The organism is Gluconacetobacter tumulisoli, from assembly GCF_014174155.1.
GTDB classification, from domain to species: Bacteria; Pseudomonadota; Alphaproteobacteria; order Acetobacterales; family Acetobacteraceae; genus Gluconacetobacter; species Gluconacetobacter tumulisoli.
Genome location: NZ_JABEQM010000001.1, coordinates 116,752 through 139,157 on the forward strand (window position 1 = coordinate 116,752; position 22,406 = coordinate 139,157).

Annotated in this window: 17 protein-coding genes and 1 pseudogene; 14 read left to right on the plus strand and 4 right to left on the minus strand. The window is 68.5% G+C overall.

All coding sequences use genetic code 11. The annotated features are described in order from the left end of the window. Window positions 1-142: 142 nt before the first annotated feature. From HLH28_RS00535 to HLH28_RS00550, 4 genes are all read left to right on the plus strand, one after another. Complete coding sequence (locus HLH28_RS00535; protein ID WP_182953118.1) at window positions 143-2,098, plus strand: oxidoreductase; 1,956 nt, start codon at window positions 143-145, stop codon at window positions 2,096-2,098. A gap of 82 nt (window positions 2,099-2,180) precedes the next feature. Continuing rightward, window positions 2,181-3,623, plus strand: coding sequence for an amino acid permease (locus HLH28_RS00540; protein WP_182953120.1), 1,443 nt, complete (start codon window positions 2,181-2,183; stop codon window positions 3,621-3,623). A 105-nt stretch (window positions 3,624-3,728) separates the two neighbouring features. Continuing rightward, window positions 3,729-5,915 carry a CocE/NonD family hydrolase gene (locus HLH28_RS00545; protein ID WP_182953121.1) on the plus strand — a complete coding sequence of 729 codons (2,187 nt, stop codon included), beginning with the start codon at window positions 3,729-3,731 and terminating at the stop codon, window positions 5,913-5,915. Window positions 5,916-5,992: 77 nt separating this feature from the next. Next, window positions 5,993-6,916 carry a DUF6328 family protein gene (locus tag HLH28_RS00550; protein WP_182953123.1) on the plus strand — a complete coding sequence of 308 codons (924 nt, stop codon included), beginning with the start codon at window positions 5,993-5,995 and terminating at the stop codon, window positions 6,914-6,916. 22 nt (window positions 6,917-6,938) lie between these two features. Here the strand turns inward: HLH28_RS00550 and HLH28_RS00555 are convergent. Beyond that, window positions 6,939-7,127, minus strand: a pseudogene (locus HLH28_RS00555) (cation:proton antiporter); the annotation flags it as partial. Between the two features lie 140 nt (window positions 7,128-7,267). Here HLH28_RS00555 and HLH28_RS00560 point away from each other — a divergent pair. Further along, window positions 7,268-8,296 (plus strand): MYG1 family protein, encoded by a 1,029-nt coding sequence (locus HLH28_RS00560; protein WP_182953127.1) that lies wholly within the window; start codon window positions 7,268-7,270, stop codon window positions 8,294-8,296. Window positions 8,297-8,598: 302 nt separating this feature from the next. On the opposite strand, the gene HLH28_RS00565 is transcribed toward HLH28_RS00560, so the two are convergent. Then, window positions 8,599-9,168, minus strand: a complete 570-nt coding sequence (locus HLH28_RS00565) for a GNAT family N-acetyltransferase (RefSeq protein ID WP_182953129.1) — start codon at window positions 9,166-9,168, stop codon at window positions 8,599-8,601. A gap of 186 nt (window positions 9,169-9,354) precedes the next feature. Here HLH28_RS00565 and HLH28_RS00570 point away from each other — a divergent pair, with 186 nt between their 5' ends. The 3 genes from HLH28_RS00570 (at window position 9,355) to HLH28_RS00580 (ending at window position 12,609) form a co-directional block, all read left to right on the plus strand. Then, window positions 9,355-10,416 (plus strand): alpha/beta hydrolase, encoded by a 1,062-nt coding sequence (locus HLH28_RS00570; protein WP_246395563.1) that lies wholly within the window; start codon window positions 9,355-9,357, stop codon window positions 10,414-10,416. A gap of 127 nt (window positions 10,417-10,543) precedes the next feature. Beyond that, window positions 10,544-11,170, plus strand: coding sequence for a glutathione S-transferase family protein (locus HLH28_RS00575; RefSeq protein WP_182953131.1), 627 nt, complete (start codon window positions 10,544-10,546; stop codon window positions 11,168-11,170). A 125-nt stretch (window positions 11,171-11,295) separates the two neighbouring features. Continuing rightward, window positions 11,296-12,609 carry an NtaA/DmoA family FMN-dependent monooxygenase gene (locus tag HLH28_RS00580; RefSeq protein WP_182953133.1) on the plus strand — a complete coding sequence of 438 codons (1,314 nt, stop codon included), beginning with the start codon at window positions 11,296-11,298 and terminating at the stop codon, window positions 12,607-12,609. A 42-nt stretch (window positions 12,610-12,651) separates the two neighbouring features. Here HLH28_RS00580 and hglS read toward each other — a convergent pair whose 3' ends face one another. Together hglS and HLH28_RS00590 are read right to left on the minus strand one after the other, a co-directional pair. Beyond that, entirely contained in the window at window positions 12,652-14,037 is a 1,386-nt protein-coding gene (gene hglS / locus HLH28_RS00585) for a 2-oxoadipate dioxygenase/decarboxylase HglS (protein WP_182953136.1), read from the minus strand. An 83-nt stretch (window positions 14,038-14,120) separates the two neighbouring features. Next, on the minus strand, window positions 14,121-15,071 hold the full coding sequence (locus HLH28_RS00590) for a LysR substrate-binding domain-containing protein (RefSeq protein WP_182953138.1): 951 nt from the start codon (window positions 15,069-15,071) through the stop codon (window positions 14,121-14,123). Between the two features lie 237 nt (window positions 15,072-15,308). Between HLH28_RS00590 and HLH28_RS00595 the strand changes: the two genes are divergently transcribed. From HLH28_RS00595 to dinB, 6 genes are all read left to right on the plus strand, one after another. Then, the gene (locus HLH28_RS00595) at window positions 15,309-15,986 is read left to right on the plus strand and encodes a DUF1028 domain-containing protein (RefSeq protein WP_182953141.1); all 678 of its coding nucleotides are present in this window, start codon (window positions 15,309-15,311) and stop codon (window positions 15,984-15,986) included. A gap of 145 nt (window positions 15,987-16,131) precedes the next feature. Next, window positions 16,132-16,671 (plus strand): flavin reductase family protein, encoded by a 540-nt coding sequence (locus HLH28_RS00600; protein ID WP_246395564.1) that lies wholly within the window; start codon window positions 16,132-16,134, stop codon window positions 16,669-16,671. Window positions 16,672-16,690: 19 nt separating this feature from the next. Continuing rightward, complete coding sequence (locus tag HLH28_RS00605) at window positions 16,691-18,148, plus strand: 4-hydroxyphenylacetate 3-hydroxylase family protein (protein WP_182953143.1); 1,458 nt, start codon at window positions 16,691-16,693, stop codon at window positions 18,146-18,148. Between the two features lie 29 nt (window positions 18,149-18,177). Further along, a complete protein-coding gene (locus tag HLH28_RS00610) occupies window positions 18,178-18,585 on the plus strand; it encodes a RidA family protein (protein ID WP_182953145.1) in 408 nt (135 codons plus the stop codon). Window positions 18,586-18,754: 169 nt separating this feature from the next. Beyond that, window positions 18,755-20,887 (plus strand): FUSC family protein, encoded by a 2,133-nt coding sequence (locus HLH28_RS00615; RefSeq protein WP_182953147.1) that lies wholly within the window; start codon window positions 18,755-18,757, stop codon window positions 20,885-20,887. 305 nt (window positions 20,888-21,192) lie between these two features. Continuing rightward, window positions 21,193-22,293, plus strand: coding sequence for a DNA polymerase IV (gene dinB / locus HLH28_RS00620; RefSeq protein WP_182953149.1), 1,101 nt, complete (start codon window positions 21,193-21,195; stop codon window positions 22,291-22,293). Window positions 22,294-22,406: the final 113 nt, after the last annotated feature.

Consider the following 22,406-nt stretch of genomic DNA (forward strand, 5'->3'; position numbering starts at 1 on the left):
GCGGCTCGGCACCTGTCAGCCAAAGACAATGTTTTCTCTATGAGAAAATATTGTTCTCATTAATTGACGATTTTGACGTGCCGCTGGTAGGCTGGCGAAGCATGCAGGGCCGGGACGTCGGTCCGGCCGCGGGGGAGCCAGGATGACACAGGCGTTTTCGCATCTGTTCGCGCCCTTGCGCATCCGTGACGTGGTCCTGAAGAACCGGATCATGTCCACCGGGCATGACACGACGATGCCGACCGATGGCCGGGTCAACGACACGCTGGTGGCGTATCACGAGGCCCGGGCGCGTGGGGGCGTCGGGCTGATCGTGGTGCAGGTCGCGGGCGTGCATGAAACCGCGCGCTATACCTCGCATATGCTGATGGCCACCGACGACGGGTGCATCGACGGCTATCGCCGGCTGGCCGAGACCTGCCATGCCCATGGCTGCGCCGTCTTCGGGCAGCTGTTCCATCCTGGCCGGGAGATCATGGAATCGGCCGACGGCCTGCTGGCCGTCGCCTATGCGCCCTCGGTCGTGCCCAGCGACCGGTTCCGCGTCATGCCGCGCGCGCTCGATCCCGAACTGATCGCCGAGATCGTCGCGGGCTACGGCGCGGCCGCCGAACGGCTGTGCCGGGCGGGCCTGGACGGGGTGGAATTCGTCGCCAGCCATGGCTACCTGCCGGCGCAGTTCCTCAATCCCCGCGTCAACCTGCGTGACGACGCCTATGGCGGCACGCCGGACAACCGGCTGCGCTTCGCGCGTGAGGCGCTGGCCGAGATGCGGCGGCGTACGCATGACGGCTTCGTCATCGGCATGCGCATCAGCGGCAGCGAGCGGGACGAGGACGGGCTGACCGGTGACGAGGTGCTGGCGGCCTGCCGCGATCTGGAACCGTTGCTGGATTATGTGAACGTCACGGCCGGCACGTCCGCATCCTATGGCGGCGCGGTGCATATCGTGCCGCCGATGTCCTATAGGCCCGGCTATGTCGCGCCCGATGCGGTGCCGATCCGCGCGGCGCTGGATATCCCCGTCTTCGTCAACGGCCGGGTCAACCAGCCGCAGGAGGCGGAGAAGATCCTGGAATCGGGCGCCGCCGACATGTGCGGCATGACGCGGGCGATGATCTGTGACCCCGAAATGCCGGCGAAGACGGCGCTGGGACGGCTGGACGATATCCGGGCCTGCATCGGCTGCAACCAGGCCTGTATCGGGCATTTCCATCGCGGCCTGCCGATTTCTTGCATCCAGCATCCCGAAACCGGGCGCGAACGCCAGTATGGCCGCGTCGCGCCCGCCGACGCGCCGCGCCGGGTGATGGTCGTGGGCGGGGGCCCGGCCGGGATGAAGGCCGCGATCACCGCCGCCCGGCGCGGACATGACGTGACGCTGTACGAGGCCGGGCCCCGGCTGGGCGGGCAGGCGCTGCTGGCCCAGTTGCTGCCGCGCCGGGCCGAATTCGGCGGCCTGGTGACCAATCTGGCGCACGAACTGTCGCGCAGCGGCGCGCGGGTCGTGACCGGCGTGCGCGTCGATGCGGATCTGATCCGGCAGGAACGGCCGGACAGCCTGATCCTGGCATCCGGCGCGCGCCCCTATGTCCCGCCCGGCGCCGAGGGCGCGGACATGCAGGTCGTGGACGCCTGGCAGGTGCTGCGCAATGCGGTTCCCGTCGGCGCGCGGGTGCTGGTGGTCGATTGGCGCGGCGACTGGATCGCCCCCGGCGTGGCCGAGTCCCTGGCCCTGGCGGGGCGGCAGGTGCGCCTGGCAACCAGCGGCCACCATCCGGGCGAACAGCTTCCGTTCTACGTCCGTGACGATACGATCGGCGAACTGTACCGGCTGGAGATCGACATCACGCCGATGGTGCGCTTCTATGGCTGCGATGGATCGACCGTGTTCCTGCAACATGCGGTGACGGGCGCGCCGGTGGTGGTCGAGGGGATCGACACGCTGGTGCTGGCCTGCGGCCATGTGCCGGAAACGGAGCTGGAGCGGGTGGCGCGGGAACTGGTGGCGGATGTCCGGATGGCCGGGGACTGCCTGGCCCCCCGCACGGCGGAGGAAGCGGTCATGGACGGGCTGCGGGCGGGCTGGGACATCTAGGCAGTACGCCGCGACTGGAATGGTTCGAGGCGTGTCCGTCGTCCGCGCAGGGTCAGGAAACCGTTTCCAGGGAGGCAGCATCGTGACAGCCCATACCGCCACCGGCTTCGTCCGGTCCCTGCGCTGGAGCGACGGCGTGATGCTGGCGATCGGCACGCCGGTGACCACCTTCTGCCTGATCGGATTGGAAATCGGGCCGATCGGGGCATGGGGCGCGCTGGCGGTCTGGTGCGTCACCAGCCTGGTCGCGCTGGTCCAGAACCTGATCTATGCCGAACTGGCGCTGCTGCTGCCCGACCGGTCGGGCGGGATCGGCGTCTTCGCGCATGAGGCCTGGCGGCGATACGCCACCCCGCTGGGGGCGCTGGCCGTCTTCGGCTACTGGGCCGGCTGGTCGGTGACGCTGGCGGTCTGCGGGTTGCAGGTGGGGCGGCTGACGCAGGCCGAATGGTTTCCGTCCTGGACCGGGACGATATCGCTGGGCGGCGGCGCGGTCGGCTTGCCGCACGTCATCGCCGCGGCGATGATCCTGCTGGTCTATGTGCTGAACGTGCGGGGTATCGCCCTGGTGGCCCGCATCAATCGTATCGTCAGCGTGCTGCTGGCCCTGCTGGGCGCGGTCTGCCTGATCGGTCCGTTCTTCGTGGTGCCCATCGACCTGTCGCGCCTGCACTGGCATTTCGAGGGGACGGGCGGGCTGCCGCTGTGGCAGGCCTTCCTGGTCTGGTCCTTCATCACGTCCTGGACCAGCTACGGCACCGAACTGTGCGCGACGTTCGCGCCCGAATACCATAATCCGCGCGATCACATCCGCTGGGCCCTGGTGGTGTCGTCGCTGATCGTGATCCTGGTCGCGGTGCTCAGCTGCGTCGTCCTGCCGTCGGTGGTGGGGGAGCAGGCCATCGGCGACGATCCGATCGGGTTCTACGTCGCCGTCGTCGACCGGATCATCGGCCACGGGCTGACCGGCGTGTTCATCGCGGTGATCTGCCTGGCGCAGTTCGTGACGATGAATTCGGCCATCGCCGGGTCCAGCCGCGCGCTGCACGGCCTGGCCGAACGGGGACTGACCGTGCGGCAGCTGGACCGGCTGAACGCGCGGGGCGTGCCGGCCCGCGCCATGGTGGTGGACCTTGTGGTCAACATCTTCATCGTGTTCTTCATCGCCAATATCACCGGCATCATCTTCGCGGGGAATATCGGCTACATCCTGTCGGTGATCCTGGCGCTGGGCGGTTTCATGATCCTGCGGCGGCATCGGCCGGACCAGGTGCCGGCGATCTGTCGCGGGCGGATCTGGACGGGGATCGCCATCCTCCTGGTGGCCTTCAACCTGGCCATGATCGGGGTCGGCTTCCTGCATCCCGCCGCCGCCGGATATGGCGGCCATATGCAGCAGATCGTCGCCGTCGCGATCCTGGTCTGCTCGCTCCTGCTGTTTTTCTACCGGCGGGGCGTCCAGGACACGGACGGATTGCGCTTGCGCGAGGCCGATGTCCTGCCAGAGCCGGGTATCACCCGATGAGGTAGCGGGCACATTGGACAGGTCGGCTTCGCCCGAACCCACCAGGGCCTCAGGTCCTGGACCCCGATCACAACAGAAACCGGTACCATTGGACACCCACGACAGATGAACGACAGGAACGACGCGACCCGCCGCACCGTGCTGGGCCTCGCGGCCGGCGTGGCGGCCACGACCGTTGCGGGGCCGGCCCGGTCCGATCCGGCCGCCGACGCCGCCCGCACCGACTGGGCCGTGGCGCTGGACGATCCGGCCATCCGGGCGATGGAAACGGTCTGGATTCCGATGGCCGATGGCACGCGCCTTGCCGCGCGGCTGTTCCTGCCGGCGGGGGCCGAGGCCCGGCCGGTCGGTGCGGTACTGGAATATCTGCCCTATCGCCTGCGGGACGGCTACCGCTATCGCGACGACATCGCCGGGCCGGCGCTGGCCAGGGCCGGTATTGCGCTGGTCCGGGTCGATATTCGCGGCACGGGCGATTCCGAAGGCATCATCATCGACGAATACATGCCGGCCGAGCAGGGCGACGCGCTGACCGTCCTGGCCTGGATCGCACGGCAGCCCTGGTGCAACGGCCAGGTCGGCATGCGCGGTATTTCCTACGGATCGTTCGACGGGTTGCAGGCCGCGGCGAAGAATCCGCCGATGCTGCGGGCCATCGTCTCGACCTGCGGGACCGACCAGCGGTACCTGGACGACATCCATTATCGCGGCGGCTGCCTGTTGCAGGCGCAGATCGACTGGGCGATGGAATGGCAGGCGGTGATGCGTTCGCCGCCGGACCCGACAGTGGTGGGGGCCGATCGCTGGCGCGCGCTGTGGCGGCAGAGGCTGGAGGCCGCGCGGGCGGTGACCATCGACTGGACGCGGCACCAGCGCCTGGACGACAAATGGCAGTACGGGTCCATCGCCGATTACCGGTCGGTCCATTGTGCGGTCTTTCATGTCGGCGGCATGCTGGATTGCTATGTCGATGCCCCGGTCCGGATGATGGAGGGCGCGCCCACCCTGCCGCAGAAGGCGCTGATCGGGCCGTGGACGCATAAATGGCCCGGCTATCCCGATCCGCCGGGCCACCGCGGGCCGCCGACCCCGGCCGCGAACGGCGTGCCCGGCCCGGGCCTGGACTGGCTGCCGGTCGAGGCCCGGTGGTGGCGTCACTGGCTGGCGGGCGAGGCCAATGGCATCATGGACGAACCCCGCTTCTGGGCCTTTCGCCAACGGCTGGCGGCGGGCGCCGTCTTTCCGCGTGACGCGATGGGGGAATGGATATCCGAAGACAAATGGCCCAGCGCCGGCATCGAACGCCAGGCCTGGTTCCTCAACCCCGACGGGCTGGGCCGCGCCGCGGGGGCGCGGGTCCTGCGGGAACACCGCACCGACCTGCTGGTCGGCTTCGCGACGCCCACGACCTATTCGTCCGGCGACACGACAAGCTGGTGGCGAGAGCAGAGCGGGGATGACGCCGGCTGCCTGACCTTCGATTCCGCCGTGCTGGACGCGCCGCTGGATCTGATGGGGCGGCCGGTTTTCCGTATCCGCGTGCGCGCCGACCGGCCGGTCGCGAAACTGTTCGTGCGCCTGACCGAACTGGCGCCGGACGGCCGGTCGCATCTGGTCAGCCATGCGGTGCTGAACCTGACGCATCGCGACGGGCACGTGACGCCGAGTCCCCTGGTACCGGGGCATGATTACGATGTGACGATGGACGGGCTGTTCACCTGCCATCGCTTCGCGCCCGGCAGCCGCCTGCGCGTCGCGGTCAGCGAGAACTGGTGGCCCGTCACCTGGCCGTCGCCCGGCCTGGGCAGCCTGCATATCACCACCGGCGCCTCGTCGGTGGATCTGCCCGTGCGGCCGGTCCGGGATGACATTTCCCCGCCCTTCACCGTCTGGGCCGACCGGTACGCCCAATCCGGCCTGCCGCCTGCGCCCTATGGCGACAGGCTGGCGAACGTGACCGTCAGCGGACCGGCCGGCCAGCGCGTGTTCAGCCTGAACACCGGCACCAACACGCCGGATCCGCATCTGGTCGAGGCGATCGGCATGACGATCGGCTACGCCTATCGCGCGCGCCGCACGATCCGCGAGGACGATCCCAACAGTGCCGAGATGGAGGCCGAGGCGAATGCGATCCATCAGCGCGGCGACTGGAAGACCCGTCTGCGGGCCTGGAGCCTGATGCGTTCGACGGCTACGCATTTCCACTGCCGCGAGACGCTGGAGGCGTGGGAAGGCGACAGGCTCGTGTTCTCCCGCACATGGGAACAGCGGATTCCCCGGGATCTCGTCTGATCGGGGCTCCGGTCCCGTGGGTCAAATCCGCCGGGCTTTGGTGTAAGCTCCCCTGGCAGTCTCGCCGGGGATGGGTCATGGCTCTGCACGACAGGGTGAAGACGGCGCTGGATGAAACGCGCACCCTGATCCTGGGCGCGCAGATCCTGCTCGGCTTCCAGTACCAGGCGGCCTTCGAGGACCGGTTCGACGCGCTGCCGCCGCATGCCCGCGTGATGGCGGCGGGCGCCCTGGGCCTGATGCTGCTGACCATCGGCTTGCTGGTCGCGCCGTCCGCCTACCACCGCATCGCGGAGCACGGACGCAGCACGGGGCACATCCACATGCTGATCGGCTCCCTGGCCGCCTTGGCGCTGTTGCCGTTCGCCGCCGCCTTCGGTCTTGATGTGGCGATCGCCACGGAACACATGTCGGGCGGCGATATCGGGGCAGGCGGGGCCGCCGGCGCGGGCGTGACCGTTCTGGCCCTGGCCGGTTGGTACGGGGTGGGCGCGATGATGAAGCGGCATCTGGGCATCGCGGAACGTCACATGGCACGCACGGAGCAGCACCGGCGCGAATGCACGCCGCTGCATGCCCGGATCGAACAGATGCTGACCGAGGGGCGGGTGATCCTGCCGGGCGCGCAGGCGCTGCTGGGTTTCCAGCTTGTCATCGTGCTGATGGCCGCGTTCGAGAAATTGCCCGCCCTGTCGCGCCTGGTACATGGTGGCGCTCTGCTGTGCGTGGCGGCGGCCGTGATCCTGCTGGTCATGCCGGCCGCCCTGCACCGCATCGTCTGGGCAGGCGAGGACAGCGAACGGTTTCTGCGTATCGGCGGCACCATCACGGCCACGGCCCTGGTGCCACTGGCGCTCGGCCTGACCGGGGACAGCTATGTGGTGGTTGCGCGTATCGCCATGTCACGCACCGCCGGGACGGTCGTGGCCGCCACCGTGGCGGCGGTCCTGTTCGGCCTGTGGTTCGCTTGGCCGATGGCCGCGCGGCGGTCGCGCGCCTGACGCGTCTCGGACCCCGGACGGGTCAGGACCTGGCCGACGGATAAAGAACCCGCGCCAGGCGTTTGATCGTCAGCCCCTGCACGACGATGGTAAAGACCGCGACGCCATAGCAGACCGGCAGCAGGACGGGCCGTATCGCATCATCCGGCAGGCCCAGCGCCTGCGCGACCGAAATGCCGCCGCGCAGGCCGCCCCAGGTCAGGATTGGCAGGTCAAGACGGGCCGGTGCTGCCTCATGAACAGGCGCGCTTTCGACGCCCGTTTCCGACAAAGGGTGTTGTGTGGCCGGGGCCCGTGCGGCATGACGGAGCACGATCGGAAATCCACCCTTGTTTGTCAGCAGGTACTTGTATGTCAGAGCACACGCCCATTGGTCTCGAAGATGGGACGGAAACCGTCAAGGCGCTGACCCATTCAGGGAATTTCCATGTCGATGAAACGCTGGGATATGTCATCCTGCATTATGCCCTGGCGCCGCGGGGCGATCTGAGGGGGCGTGTCCTCGCGGACGCGCCCGTCGATCGGCTTGATTTCACGCGCACGCGGTCGCCGGAACGCATCAAGGCGGCCGACATCGTGTTCGACGTGGGCGGTGCGTATGAACCGTCCAGGGGACGATACGACCATCACATGAAGGACAAGCCGCTCCGCGAGGACGGCACGCCCTACAGCGCCGCCGGATTGCTGTGGAAGGATTACGGGGTCGCGGCGATCCGCAATATTCTCGCGACGCCGGTAGACGACGACGGGCTCGCCGCGATCTGGCAGGCCGTCGATCACGCCCTGGTCCTGCCGATCGACCAGGACGACAATGGTGTCGCGAAGATGGGCAAGCTGTCCCTGGCGGACATCGTGTCGGCCTGCGGTCCGGCCTGGGATACCGCCGAACTGTATGGCCCGGACGAGGCGCGGTCGCGCGAGGCCCAGGGCTTTGCGAATGCCGCGGTCGCCGTGGCGTCTCATCTGGTCAATATGGTTGACCGCGTGCGTGCCGGCCTGAAGGCGGCGAACCGGGTGATGGCGGCCTATGACCGGGCGGACGACAAACGCATCCTGGTCATGGACACGGGAATGCCGACCGAGAAGGTGATTTTCGAACAGGACCTTCCCGTCGTCTACGTGGTTTCGCCGGCCGCGGCCGGCCAGTGGAACGTCAAGGCCGTGCCGCCCAAGCGGGGCGATTTCGGACAACGGGTTTCCCTGCCGCAGGCATGGGGCGGCCTGGAACGGGAAGCGCTCGCCCAGGTGTCCGGCGTTCCGGATGCGGTCTTCGCGCACCCGGCCCGCTTCATCTGCGGCGCGGCCAGCAGGGACGGCGCACTGAAAATGGCGCGTCTGGCGCTGGAGATCGACGCGTCCCTGGAGCGGCCCGTTGCATGACGGCCCCTCCCTTTCATTCGTCTTGCGGATTAGGAGATCGGAAAGCGGACCTCGTGTCCCGGAGTTTCAATAGCAGATATTTGGTAAGCAGATTTTCTGCGTGCAGATGCGCGGCCCCCTCGGAACAGGGGGGCAGGCAGGGTGCATGATTCTGCTGATGATCTCGATCACCCGCGTGTTCCCAAGGACCGTCCGTTTCGCCGTCGGTTTTTCTACCGGCTGTCCCGAAATCTTCGGTTGCCGCGAACGGCAATCCCCTTGACCTGAACCCAGGCGTACAGTCGGTCTGCGTGACGCTTGTATCAAGCTGGCAGCACGCGACCCATTGATACCGACGAGCCCGCCTCTTCCGTCTTCAACCATTCCGGACGCAGGATTCCCATCATCACCGTATCCCACCGTTCGCTTCCGACCCGGGCCGATGATCGTCTGATCCCTTCCTGAACGAAACCAAGCCGCAAATAGGTGCGGATAGCGGCCTTGTTCCAGCTATAGACGTTGAGTTCGACGCGTTCGATCTGGCGATGGGAGAAGGCCTTCTCCATGACGGCGCGCAACATCGGAACGGCCAGACCTTCTCCGCGCTTATGCGGATCGATCGCCACCCTGCACATTCTTGCAACGCCGTCTCGCCAGTCAAACGCGAGCTGTGCGTGCCCGACCGCGTTGCCAGCATCATCCCCGGCCATCCAGCACAGTCGTGCGGGCGGAGAAAAGCCGCCTTCGTCCAGCATATGGTTCAATTGCGTTCTGTCGAGAGGATGGGCCAGAGCCGTGCCTCCCCATTGCGCGAGTTCTCTCGGGTCTCGAAACCAGCCGGAAAGCATTTCGAAATGCCGTTCCGTGAACGGCAAAAGGTGCAATTTTTGCATCCACCCCTCTCCGGAGAGCAGTTCTTGTCAGGCCATTGTATGAAATCTGAAATCGCGGTCGGCAACCAGGGGCCGCTTTGACGAACCTCGGGCAGCAAGGGGACCGTCGCGGCAGAATATGACGGATCCGCAATGGAACACTATGGTGGCGACAAGGGTGCGGAGAGGGATGATGCGGGGGCCAGAATGAACGGCCGATGGGCAGGGTGGCGGCGGAGCGGGGTGGTGCTGTCGGTGGCATTGGCCTTCCTGCTCGCCGCGGGGCCGCGCGTGCGGCCGTGGACGGGGAATGTCGTCCTGCCGGACGTTCCGCGTGACCCGGCGGCGTTGGACGCGTGGATCGCGGCCGGGGAACGCCGGGCGGGGCCCCTGCGTCCGGATACCGGGGCCCGGATCGTCTGGGCCGATCCGGTGCATCCGGCGCGGACGGCCTGCGCCATGGTCTATCTGCACGGCTTCACCGCCAGCCAGGGCGAGGGCTTTCCCGCGCATCGGGACCTGGCGCGGCTGTTCGGCTGCAACCTGTATCTGTCCCGGCTGCCGGGGCATGGGTTGCGCGCCCCCGACGCCATGCGGGGCCTGTCGGCCGCGCGACTGATGCAGGGCGCGGCCACCGCGCTGGCGGTCGGCCGGGCGATCGGGGACCGGGTGATCGTCATCGGGACCTCGACCGGCGGGGCATTGGCGCTGGCGCTGGCCGCGCAGCAGCCGCAGGCGGTGTCCGCCCTGGTGCTGTGGTCGCCGCTGGTGCGCGAACGCGGCAACCAGCTGGATCCGTTGCTGTGGCCGTGGGGCACGTCGCTGATGTGGCTGGTCCATAATCATGGGCAGGACGTGACGCACGAACCGGCATTGGGCCCGGTCTGGACGGGGGACGTGCATCTGGACGGCTATGTCGCCCTGGCCGAACTGACGCGGGGGCTGATGACCGACGATGTGTTCCGCCAGGTCACGGCCCCGGTCTTCATGGGATATTACGATCGCGATCCCGATCATCAGGACCCGACCGTGTCGGTGGCCGCGATGCGGAAGATGTATGACAGGCTGGCGACCCCCGACACCCTGCGGCGGCGCGTGGATTTCCCCGATGCGGACACCCATGTCATCGCGTCCTCGCTGCGGTCCCACGCCGCCGCGGCCGTCTGTCGCGCGACGCAGGCGTACCTGCATGATGTCGTGGGCCTGCCTTATGCGCCGGGGGTCGATATCGGGCTGTGCGATGCGATCCGGCCGGACATCGTCCCGTAATGGACCGGACGCCGTGTCGGGTGGTCGCGGGGACTGCCAGCCGGATTGAGGCTCTGGCGCGGCGATCGTTCCGATGCCATCATGGAATGCGGTGGCGTGGTCCAATCCCGTTGTCATCGGAGAGACGATGATCCTGATCGGTCAGTATGACTCACCCTTCGTCCGGCGCGTGGCCGTTGCCCTGCGGCTGTATGATCTGCCCTACGCGCATTGGCCCTGGTCGACCTTCGGCGATGCGGAGAGGCTGGCCGCATACAACCCGCTGCGCCGCGTGCCCACGCTGCTCCTCGACGATGGCGAGGTGCTCATCGAAAGCGCGGCGATCCTGGATTATCTGGACGAACGGGCCGGTGCCGGGCGCAGCATGCTTCCCGCGTCAGGGGCCGATCGTCGCGCGGCGCTGAAGACATGCGCGTTGGCGACCGGCCTGTGCGACAAGATGGTCAGCCTGATCTACGAGCGTGCCCTGCATGAGACCACGTCCGAGACCTGGATCGGGCGGTGCATGACGCAGGTGGGCAGTGTCCTGGACGTCCTGGAAGCGGATCGTGCGACACATGCCGCGCCCTTCTGGTCGGGGGGACGGCCGGGCCACGCCGATATCGCCGTCGCCTGTGCGTTTCGGTTTCTCGCGGAAGCCCATCCGGCCATCCACGCGCGGGGTCATTGGCCCCCGCTCGCCGTTCACTCCGCGCGATGCGAGGGAATGGACGCCTTTGCGGAGGTCGTCCAGCCTTTCGTTCCCCCGGCGTAGACAAGGGGGGAGAGACAACATGCCCCATGCCCCACACTGGCGTTGCGGAGTGGAAATACTCTGTTCGCGCCAGACGTTACGATGCACAATCGTTTTCACCCCGGTCCTTTCCGACGGAGATCCCCATGGCTGCCGATCCGTTCCATCTCGCCTGGTTCCTTCAGGGTTCGAGCATTCAGGCCTGGGGAGAGCCGTGGACGGGCAATATCAGCGAGGACTGGATGTCGGCGGGCATGTTCCTCGATCTTGCCCGATCCATCGAGCGTGCCGGATTCGACTACATCCTGATCGAGGATTCGATCTATATCGGCCAGAATTGGGAAAATCGCCGCGACCTGTTCCTCAGGAACGGCATGTCCGTTCCGCGGCAGGAGCCCTCGGTCGTCGCGTCCCTGATGCTGGCGGCGACGTCGCGCCTGGGCGTGGTGCCGACGCTGTCCACCTTCGCCTATCATCCCTATCTGACGGCACGGATGGTGGGAACGCTGGACCAGATATCGGGCGGACGGGCAGGCTGGAACATGGTCACCGGAAGCTCGGACTACGCCGCACAGAATTTCGGCATGGACCACCTCCCCGAACATGACCACCGGTACGAGATGGCGGCGGAATATATCGATGTCGTGACACGGTTGTGGGATTCGTGGGAGCCCGGTGCCATTGTCGCCGACCGCAAGACCGGCGTGCTGATCGACCCCGAAAAGGTCCATACGATCGATTTCAAGGGAGAATATTACGCCAGCCGCGGGCCGCTGAATTCCGGCCCGTGCCCGCAGGGCCGTCCGGTCATCGCGCAGGCCGGCGGCTCGGCGAAGGGACGGGCCATCGCGGCGCGCCATGCCGACACGATCGTGGCGCACCCCAAGGGGATCGAGGCGATGAAGGAGTATCGCAACGACGTCCGCGCGCAGATGCGCGCGGCCGGACGCAACCCGGACGGATGCAAGATCCTGTTCATGATCTCCCCGGTTCTGGGCGGGTCCGAGGCGGAAGCGCGCGAGCGCGCGGCGCGGCGGGTGACCGAGGCGACGCAGAACGTGGACAAGAAGCTCGCGCAACTGGGCTGGATCACGAACATCGATTTCTCCGGCCACGATCTCGACGCCCCGGTGGGGTCGCTTTCGACCAACGGCCATCAGTCGAGCCTCGCCGGTTTCCTTCGCAAGGCCGGCAAGAACACGCTGCGCGAAGCGATTGTCGCATACAGTTCCAGCGGTGCCAGTGTCGATCTCGTCGGTACCCCGGACGGGGTGGCGGCGCAGATGGACGAAATCATGCAGGAGGTCGGCGGGGACGGATTTCTGATCACCCTTCCCGATGTCAGCCGCAGGAGCGTCGCCGAAATCACCGATGGGCTGATACCCGCCCTCCAGCAGCGCGGATTGACGCGCAGGGCGTACGAGCATCGGCAGTTCCGGGACAATCTTCTGGCGTTCTGACCGTGTCAGGCGGCCGTCAGTAAAGGCTCCTGAAACAATGATCTAGGCGGCGAGGTCGCTCCGGTCCAAGTCGGCCAGGGCCTGGCGCAGGGACGCCGCCTGCTGCGTCGCATAAAGGTCGAGCTCGTTCAGGACCGGGCGGCCCAGCGCGGCCTCGAACGCCGCGCGGGCGTCCGACGGCCGGTATGCCTGCGGGCCGCCGCCGCCCAGGTTGGACTGGAAGATGCCGGCGGCGCTGACGGGCAGGAAATCCTCGTAGACCAGGGGATCGCAGGCCAGGAATCCGGCATCGATCAGCCCGTCCACATCCAGGCCGTCGCGGTCTGCGGCGTCCGCCGCCCGGCCGGCCGGTGTGGCGGCATAGCGGAAAAACGCCAGCCCCTGCCGGCGCAGGCCGTCCCACGTATCGGGAAAGGCCGTGAAGACGTCACGCAGGGCCTGGTCGTAGGGTCGTCCGCCGGCATTGGCCCGGGCGTGGGCCAGCAGGCGGTCGTACAGCATGCGGCCGGCCTCGGTCAGGGCGGCGCCGCGCTGCTCGATCTCGCCGAAGCGCGCGGTGTGGTGGCCGGCGACCGGTGCGCCGTCGGGCGAGGTGAAGGCGATCGCCTCCTCCAGCGCCTTGAAGCTGGTCTGCCGCAACAGGATCGGGCAACGGCGCGGCGGCGGTCCTTCGATCGTCTCCTTGGGCGTGATGCCACGCGCGGGCATCAGGGCCTGCACCCGGTCGATGTCCAGGGTGCGGGGCGTCAGGTGATTGATGTGCGGCCCCCGGAAGCACACCACGTCGGCGATCAGGCGGTGGGCGGCATGCAACTGGCGATAGATGTCGAAATCGACCGTCGCGGCGCTGTGCCAGCGGAAGATTTCCAGCGCCTCGGCGACGAATTCCGCACCCTCGTGCGAATCCAGCGCGTCGCCGGCTTCGTGCCGGGCAACCAGCGCCATCAGGCGGGGGCTGACGATCTGCCGGCGGGCAAGGATGGCGGCGGCGCGGGCGCGCAGTTCGGGATCCTCGATCAGTTCCAGCCGGATCAGCGAGGTGAAGACGCGAAACGGGCACGCCGCCAACGCCGTGTCGCCGACCGGGCGGAAAGCGGTGGAATGAACGGGCACGCCCGCCGCCGCCAGGTCGTAATACCCCACCGGTTCCATGCCCATCACGGCGAAGACCCGCCGGATATCGGACAGTTCCGCCGCCGTGCCCAGGCGGATCGCGCCGTGCCGCTCGTCGCCGATGCGCTCCAGCTCCCCGGTCCGGGCCAGATGCGCGCGCAGGGCCGGATCAGCGTCCAGCACCGCCGCATTGACGTCGCGCACCAGGTCCAGCAGCGTTCCGTATTGCGGGACCTCGCTGCGATACATTGCGGACATCGCACGGGAAAAGGCCAGGCGGATCGCGTCGGGGCCGGGGGAAGGGACAGGCGCCATCGTGGGGTTCGTCTCGGCTGCTTCAAACGGGGATCACGATAGGATCGGCGCGGACGTGCCGCCATCGGCAAATCGTAAACAGGTCATTCCCGGGGGGAATGCCACCCAGGTCCGCTCGGCGTGCCGCCGGGGGCGGCCAGGCGGTCGATGGCGGTTTCCGCCAGGATCCAGTCCCGGAAGCAGGCCAGCGGGCCATAATCCGCGCGTTCGGCGGGCCAGACCAGGTAATAGGCGTCCCGTTCCTCGGCCGGCCGGTCGAACAGGACCACGAGCCGGCCCGCGCGCAGTTCGTCCGCGATCAGGAACGTCGGCAGCAGGGCCACGCCCAGGCCGGCGACACAGGCCTCGGCCACCATGGTGAACTGGTCGAACAGCATGCCGTGGACCAGGTCGAACGCCACCCCCTGCGTGCCCAGCCAGCGCTCCCAGGCATCCGGACGGGTCACCATATGCAGAAGCGGCGCCTTCAGGATGTCGTCCTGGGTGTGGATGTCGAACCGCCGCGCCAGGTCGGGGCTGCAGACGGGCACGGCGGTTTCCTGCCGCAGCAGGTCGGTCTGGCAGCCCTGCCAGTCGGGCTGGCCGAAATGGATCGCGGCGTCGAACGATTCCAGGCGGAAATCGAAATAGGACAATCGCGTGCCCACGTTGATCGTGATGCCGGGGCAGGCGGCCAGGAAGGCAGGCAGGCGCGGGGCCAGCCAGCGCGCGCCGAAGGTCGGCAGCGTGGCCAGGTTCAGCGTGCCGCCATAGGGGTTGCCGCGCAGGTACAGCGACGCGGTGCTGATGCGGCGCAGGGCCTCGCGGATTTCGCGGGCATAGGAATCCCCCCCGGGTGTCAGGCGGATGGTCTGGCGGTCGCGGGTGAACAATTCGACGCCCAGCCGGTCTTCCAGCGCCTTGATCTGCCGGCTGACCGCGCTCTGCGTCAGCGACAGTTCGTGGGCGGCGCGGGTGATGCTGCCGGTGCGGGCGGCGGCCTCGAACGCCGTCAGGAGGGAGAGCGAGGGCAGGAAGCGTCTGGGGGGATGCATGCGCGGTCCGTACGGCGTGACGGTGCGTCCATCTATCGCGCGCCGGCGACGGCGCGCAACCGTGGGCGGTCGGCGCGGACGTCCGTCCCCGTTCCTGCCGGCTTGCTGGGCATCGGCCCCGGCTTTTCCGGGTATGGGGATCGGAAAAACCGGGGCGATCGTGCCGGGATTGTCATGCACAGTTCCATCAGGTCCGGACGGGCGAATGGGCATGTCCTTGCCGGGCGGGAGGCTGCCATGACCTTTTCCATCGCGGCGCGCTGCGCCAGGACCGGCCAGTTCGGATCGGCCGTCGTCTCCTCGTCGCCGGCGGTCGCGGCGCGCTGTGCCTGGGCCCGCGCCGGGGTCGGCGCGGTGACGACGCAGAACGTGACCGACCCTCGGCTGGGGCCGGCGGGGCTGGACCTGCTGGCGCGCGGGCTGACGGCCGAGGAATGCTGCATTGTCCTGTCCCGCACCGCGCCCGGCAGCGCCTTCCGGCAACTGACGATCGTCGACCGGCACGGCGGCACGGCCGTCTGGTCGGGCAGCGGCACGTTGGGGCTGTACGCCAGCGCCCGTGGGGCGGACGTGGTATCGGCGGGCAACCTGCTGGCCAATCGCGAGGTTCCAGGCGCGATCGTGCGCGCGTTCGAAGGCAGCGACCCGGCGCTGGAACTGGGCGACCGGCTGCTGCTGGCGTTGCAGGCCGGCCTGGCCGCGGGCGGCGAGGCCGGGCCGGTCCATTCCGCCGGCATGGTGGTGGTGGACCGCGAAGCCTGGCCGCTGACGGACCTGCGGGTGGATTGGGACGACCGGCCCGTCGGCCGCCTGGCGGACATCTGGGCGGTCTGGCGGCCGCAGATGTACGATTATGTCGAACGGGCGCTGAATCCCGACGCCGCGCCGTCCTACGGCGTGCCGGGCGACGAATGATCCGCCGGCTGCATCGCCGTGATGCAGATGCGTCGGAAAAACTGACGAAAATCGTCCGTATTCATTTCTTTTTGTGAGGTTCGGGATATGGGACCGTCAGGATCGGACGGATGGTCCAGGGCTTCCGGCAACAGGGGAGTGGCAGATGGCGCAGGACATGTATGGGGACGAGACGCACGCGGACCAGGCCGAGGCCCGCGCCCTGTTCCTGGAGGCGATGAGCCGGGTCGCGGCACCCGTGGGGATCGTGGTCACCAATGGGCCGGCGGGCCGCTATGGCATCACCGTCAGCTCGGTCGTCTCGGTGTCGGCCGATCCGCCGATGGTGCTGGCCTGCATCAACCAGCGCAGCCCGATCGCCGGGCCCCTGGCGGCCAACCGGCTCTATACGGTCAACATGCTTTCACCGGCGCAGGCCGAGATGGCGGAACGCTTCGCCGGCCGTGACGGACGCTATCCGGCCTACGATTTCGGCTGCGGCGCGTGGCAGGCCGGCACGCAGGGGGAAATCTGCCTGGACGATGCGATTGCCACCCTGACCTGCACGCCCGAACAGGTGGTGCAGGCCGGCACGCATGTGATCGTCATCGGCCGGGTCCTGCGCACCGTCGTCCGCGACGCCAGCGCGCTTCTGTATTGCCGGCGGGAATTCTGCCGGCCGGTCGGCCTTTCGGCTTCGGCCTGACGAGAACGAGGACGGTTTCATGATACGCACCGGTCAGGACTATATCGATTCGATCCGCGACGGGCGCCGGGTCTGGATGAATGGCGAGCGCGTGGCCGACGTGACGCGGCATCCGATGTTCAAGCCCATCGTCGACATCCGCGCCCGCATCTACGACATGCAGCACGAGGCCGCGTTCCGCGACCGCATGACGTGGCTGGACGAAAATGGCGAGCCCTCCTCCATCGCGCTGAAGCTGCCGCGCACCCAGGCGGACTGGCAGGCGAAACGCCTGGCGACCGACACGGTGCTGGACGAGGTCGGCGGCGTCGTCACCCGCGTGGGCGACGAGACGATCGGCGAGATGTGGTCGCTGTTCGACGGGCAGGAGATCCTGAACGAGGTCGATCCGACCTTTTCGCGCAATATCCGCCATCATGTCGACAAGGCGATCCGCGCCGATCCGTTCCATGTCTCGGCCAATACCGATCCCAAGGGCGACCGGTCCAAGCGGCCGCAGGACCAGGACCCGGACATGCTGCTGCATGTCGTGCGGGAAACCGATGCCGGCATTGTCGTGCGCGGCGCGAAATACGAAACCGCCGCCGCCTATGCCAACCAGGCCTTCACCAAGCCGACGATCGCGAACTGGGGCGATGCGGCGCTGTCGGATTACGCGGTCGGGTTCGTCTGCGATTTTTCCTCGCCGAACCTGAAATTCATCTGTCGCACGGGCTTCGCCGGCCGCGCGCCGGCCGAGGATTATCCGCTGTCGAACCGGTATGACGAGGTCGAGGCCCTGGTCATCTTCGACGATGTGCTGATCCCGTGGGAAAACGTGCTGTTCTACCGGCACACCAAGGCCGCGACCTTCATCCGCGCCACCCTGCATCGCTACAGCGCGTTCGCCTTCGTGCAGCGCAACCTGAAGCTGGCGGACATGATGATCGGCACCGCGCTGTTCAACGTGCGCCAGACCGGCCTGGACCGCCAGCAGGCGGTGCAGGAGAAGCTGGCGCGCCTGGCGTGCTATCGCGAAGGGATCAACGCCCACCTGACGGCGGCGATCGCCACTGCCGAGCCCAGCCCCGGCGGCCTGCTGATGCCGAACCAGTCGCTGCTGTTCAGCGGCCGTGTGCTGGCCTGTTCCCAGTTGCACGAGATGATGCATCTGGCGCGCGAGCTGTGCGGCGGCCAGATCTGCGTCACGCCCGACGCGGCGGCCTTCGCCGACCCCGAAACGGGACCGTGGCTGGAGAAATTCTACACCATCAACGACGCCTGGGCGGCCACCGACCGCCGCCGCCTGCTGGCCTATGGCCGCGACCTGCTGAATTCGGATTATGCGGGGCACCGCCTGACGTTCCAGCTGTTCGCCCAGTCGCCGCCCTTCGCGCATCTGGCGGCGGTATATCGCAATTTCGACTGGGACAGCCCGCTCTCGTTCGTGCAGCGGTCCGCCGGGCTGGACCCGCGCGTGCTGGACCGCGCGTCCTGATCCGCAACGACCGAACAGGAAATTCGACGATGATCCACAAGCGCATCCGCCCCTTCAATACGAAGGACACCTATCCCGAGCAGGATTTGGACAACGATCTGTGCCAGGCCGTGGTCGCGGGCAAGACGGTCTATCTGCGCGGACAGGTGCCGCAGGACCTGGACACGCGGGAAAATGTCGCGGTGGGCGATCCCGTCGGCCAGGCCGAAAAGGTGATGGCGAACATCGCGCTGCTGCTGGATGAGGCCGGGTCCGACCTGTCGCACATCTGCAAGGTGACGGTCTATCTGACCGACATCCGGTATCGCGAGGCGACGTACCGCGTCCTCGGCCGCTGGCTCAAGGGGGTCTTTCCGGTCTTTACCGGCCTGGTCGTCGTTGCGCTGGCACGGCCCGAATGGCTGATCGAGGTCGACGTGATCGCGGAACTGCCCTGATCGCAGAACTCCGCGCGCCGGGGGGAATGGACAAGGGGGCGGCTTCGCGTCAGTTATAACAAACTGCTCCCTTGGGGTTTCCACACCGTGCCGCCCGTCCTGGACTGTTCCGTACCCTTTGCTCGTCCGGTCTTTGGCCGGCGCGTCCGGCCGGTGGCCTAGAGGCCGCATGCCGGCACGCGATGCGATGCGCGACAGGGGGCGGACACGCCTGCGTCGACTGTTCGGTGCGCCCGCGAAGGCGTCACGCGCCGCCCGGCTGGGTCACTGGCTGGGCATGCGCGCCATCCTGGTCGCCCCCGAACAGGTTGGCCTGCGCGAAGGCCTGCGCTCGGCCATCGCGGTCGGCGTCATGATGGGGCTGGCGACGGCGTGGGGCCGGCCGCTGATGGCCTGGTCCGCCTTTGCCGCCTTCTGGACCTGCCTGGTCGATCCGGGTGGTCCGCGCCGTCCGCGCCTGCGCGCCATGGTGCTGTTCGGCATCGTCGGCACCGTGCTGGCGGGGCTGATGTCCTGTGTCGCCGGCATGGGGCTGGCCGTGGCGTTTCCCATGCTGGCGACGGTGACGTTCCTGTGCGGCCTGGCCCGGGGGCATGGGGCCGCCGCGACGCAGGTGGGCGTGCTGGCCGCCATCGTGGGCGTGGTCGCGGTCTGTTATCCGATGGCGCCGTCGGGGGCGCTGATGCTGGCCGGCCTGTTCGCGCTGGGGGCCGGCTGGGCGCTGGCCATCTGCGTCCTGGCATGGCCGGTCGATCCCTATGCCCCGGCGCGGCGCGCCACGGCGGCCCTGCTGCGCGAAGAGGCGGGGATGGCGTACGACCTGCTGGACCGGGCCGGCGCCGGGCCGGCCCAGCCGGCCACCGCCCGTGTCGGTGCCTATCGGCGCGCCATCCGGGCCCGGATCGAGCGGACCCGCGGCATGGTGGGCACGATCGGGGCGGAGGAGGGCGGCAGCCCGGTCCGGCGGGCATTGTCGGCGGGGATCGAGGCCGGTGACCGGATCTTCGTGGCGCTGATCGCGATGGAACACGATCGGGCCGCGGCGCATGGGTCGGGGCGCCCGGCGGACCGGCGCGCCCTGCGGCGGATCGTCGCCGCCATCGTCCGCACGCGGCAGCAGGTCCTGCGGGTCGATCCGGATCATGTCCGCATGCGTCGGCTGGCGGTGTCGCTGCGCCGGCAGGCCCGCACGGTGGACGGGGTGGCCGCCCAGGCGCTGGCCGTCTGCGGCGACGCGCTGCAAGAGCTTGCGGATGCGTGGGAACGCGCGGCGGAGGCGGTGGCCGGCGCCCCCGATGGCGGCGGCCGTACTCCGGCCGGCCCGTCCCATGCGTCCGGATCCCCGCCGGGGCCGTGGTGGCGCCGGATCGTCCTGCCGCATGCGGCGCGTCATGCCGCGCGCCTGTCCGTCGCGGTGGTCGTGGCGTACGGGCTGACCATCCTGCTGGGCCTGCCGTATGCCTATTGGGCGACCATGGCCGTGGTCGTCGTCATGCAGCCGCAGGCCGCGACGACGGGACCGAGGATGGTCGAACGCATGCTCGGCAGTGTCGCGGGGGGGATCATGGCGGCCATTCTCGGCGCGTCGCTGCCCATGGCGGCGACGCTGCTGCTGATCTTTCCGCTGGCGGCCGCGACGATCGCGCTGCGTTCGGTCAATTACACGCTGTTCGTCCTGTTCCTCACGCCCCTGTTCGTCCTGGTGACGGACCTGGGCAGTCCGGGCCATGGCTGGGGGGTGGCGCTGGCCCGGGCGGTCGACAACGTGCTGGGCAGCGTCGTGGGGCTGCTGGGCTGCCTCGTGCTCTGGCCCGAACGAACGGTGGCGACCTTCCCCGGCCGCCTGGCGGAGGCGGTGGGGGCGAACATGCGCTATCTTGCCCTGGTGGCCGACCCCGCGGTGTCGGATACCGCGCGGATCGACGCGGCCCGGCGTGACGCCGGCGTGGCCAGCACCGCCGCGGAGATCGCGCGCCAGCGCCTGCGGCTGGAAGGACTGCGCCGCTCCGCCCAACTGGATCTGGCGGCCGATCTGCTGCTGGCCCTGCGCCAGGTTGCGGGGATGGCCAGCGTTGCGTGGCTGGAGCGGATGTCGGGCCAGGCGCGCCCGGATGGCGACCGTGCGGCGGCCTATGCCGCGATCGGCGCGGCGATGGCGGCCCGGCTGCGTGGGAAAGGACCCGCCGGGCCGCCGGTCGATGGGACGGACCTGCCGTCCGACATCGCCCATCTGGTCCGTGCGGCCGATGCTTATGCGGTATCCGGCGCGCCCGCCGTTCGGGACTCCGGGAAACGGGTCTGACGTTCGGGGGGCTGGCGCGACGGGGATGGGTAGCCATGTGGGTTGGGGCGGGTAGAATGCAGGAACGCTCCGGCCATCCCGATGCCGGACGCACGTGCAAGGAAAGAAAGACAAATGGCTGACTGCCCTGTGAAATGTTCGATGAAATCCCCGTGCCTGAAGGGACTTCTGGCCCTGGGCCTCGCGGTGGCGGTGCTCTGCTTCGTGAAGAAGAAAATCTGCTGCAAGGGGAAGGCCTGCGCCTGACCGCCTCCGTCCCGGGGACATCCCGGGACGGACCTGTCGGTGACGCCGGGCAGGAGGACATGGCGCAACGCGATCCCGGGCCGGCGCCCATACGCCGGATCATCCATATCGACATGGATGCGTTCTATGCGTCCGTCGAGCAACGGGACGATCCCGCCCTGCGGGGCCGGCCGGTGGCGGTCGGCGGCAGCCGCCAGCGCGGCGTGGTCGCGGCCGCCAGCTACGAGGCCCGTCGGTACGGCGTGCGGTCCGCCATGCCGTCCGTCACCGCCCGGCGCAAATGTCCCGACCTGGTCTTCGTGCCGCCGCGCTTCGATGTCTATCGGGCCGTCTCGGCGCAGATCCAGGCGATCTTCGCGCGCTATACGCCGCTGATCCAGCCGCTGTCGCTGGACGAGGCGTATCTGGACGTCACCCATCCCCTGGTCGAAGCGCCGTCCGCCACCGCGATCGCCGAGGCGATCCGCGCCGCCATCTGTGCGGAAACCGGGCTGACGGCGTCGGCGGGCGTGTCGTACAACAAATTCCTGGCCAAGCTGGCGTCGGATTACCGCAAGCCGGACGGCCTGTTCGTCATCACGCCGCGCATGGGGCCGGGTTTTGTCGAATCCCTGCCGGTCGAGGCCTTTCACGGAATCGGCCCCGCGACCGCCGCCCGCATGCGCGCCCTGGGGATCCGCACCGGCCTGGACCTCCGCCGACAGGACCTGACGGTCCTGGCGCGGCATTTCGGCAAGTCGGCCGCATTCTATCATGGCATCGCCCGGGGCCAGGACGACCGGCCCGTCGACGCGGAGCGCCGGCGCAAATCGATCGGCGCGGAACGGACATTCGAACGCGATATCCACGAGTGGGCGGAGGCCACGGCGGCGTTGGACGATCTGTCGGGACGCGTCTGGCAAGCCTGCACCGCGCGGGGGATGGGCGGCCGCACGGTGACGGTGAAAATCAAATATGCCGATTTCCGGCAGACCGGGCGCGCGCGCTCGCTGCCGGCGCCGGCGTCCACGCAGGCGGAATTGCTGGGCGTGGCGCGGGACCTGTTGCGTCCCGGCTTTCCGCCCGACCAGGGGATCCGCCTGCTGGGCGTGACGCTGTCCAATCTTCAATCCGCGGGTGACGACGCCAGCCCGCAGTTCGCGCTGGCGCTGCACGCCTGACATCCGCCGCCCGGGGCCGGGGCGATCCTTGCCGGGTGCCGGGGCGGCGTTCATAAATCGGGCTTCGTCCGGGACGCCTGCGGATTCCGCGTGCCCGGCATCGTTGCAGGAAG

Bases quoted from the DNA above. Each gene is read 5' to 3' on its own strand.
- HLH28_RS00615 (WP_182953147.1), top strand. From the start codon at position 18,755: ATGCCGGCACGCGATGCGATGCGCGACAGGGGGCGGACACGCCTGCGT.
- HLH28_RS00580 (WP_182953133.1), top strand. From the start codon at position 11,296: ATGGCTGCCGATCCGTTCCATCTCGCCTGGTTCCTTCAGGGTTCGAGC.
- HLH28_RS00570 (WP_246395563.1), top strand. From the start codon at position 9,355: ATGAACGGCCGATGGGCAGGGTGGCGGCGGAGCGGGGTGGTGCTGTCG.
- HLH28_RS00535 (WP_182953118.1), top strand. From the start codon at position 143: ATGACACAGGCGTTTTCGCATCTGTTCGCGCCCTTGCGCATCCGTGAC.
- HLH28_RS00560 (WP_182953127.1), top strand. From the start codon at position 7,268: ATGTCAGAGCACACGCCCATTGGTCTCGAAGATGGGACGGAAACCGTC.
- HLH28_RS00590 (WP_182953138.1), bottom strand. From the start codon at position 15,071: ATGCATCCCCCCAGACGCTTCCTGCCCTCGCTCTCCCTCCTGACGGCG.
- HLH28_RS00575 (WP_182953131.1), top strand. From the start codon at position 10,544: ATGATCCTGATCGGTCAGTATGACTCACCCTTCGTCCGGCGCGTGGCC.
- HLH28_RS00565 (WP_182953129.1), bottom strand. From the start codon at position 9,168: ATGCAAAAATTGCACCTTTTGCCGTTCACGGAACGGCATTTCGAAATG.
- HLH28_RS00550 (WP_182953123.1), top strand. From the start codon at position 5,993: ATGGCTCTGCACGACAGGGTGAAGACGGCGCTGGATGAAACGCGCACC.
- dinB (WP_182953149.1), top strand. From the start codon at position 21,193: ATGGCGCAACGCGATCCCGGGCCGGCGCCCATACGCCGGATCATCCAT.
- hglS (WP_182953136.1), bottom strand. From the start codon at position 14,037: ATGGCGCCTGTCCCTTCCCCCGGCCCCGACGCGATCCGCCTGGCCTTT.
- HLH28_RS00595 (WP_182953141.1), top strand. From the start codon at position 15,309: ATGACCTTTTCCATCGCGGCGCGCTGCGCCAGGACCGGCCAGTTCGGA.
- HLH28_RS00610 (WP_182953145.1), top strand. From the start codon at position 18,178: ATGATCCACAAGCGCATCCGCCCCTTCAATACGAAGGACACCTATCCC.
- HLH28_RS00545 (WP_182953121.1), top strand. From the start codon at position 3,729: ATGAACGACAGGAACGACGCGACCCGCCGCACCGTGCTGGGCCTCGCG.
- HLH28_RS00600 (WP_246395564.1), top strand. From the start codon at position 16,132: ATGGCGCAGGACATGTATGGGGACGAGACGCACGCGGACCAGGCCGAG.
- HLH28_RS00605 (WP_182953143.1), top strand. From the start codon at position 16,691: ATGATACGCACCGGTCAGGACTATATCGATTCGATCCGCGACGGGCGC.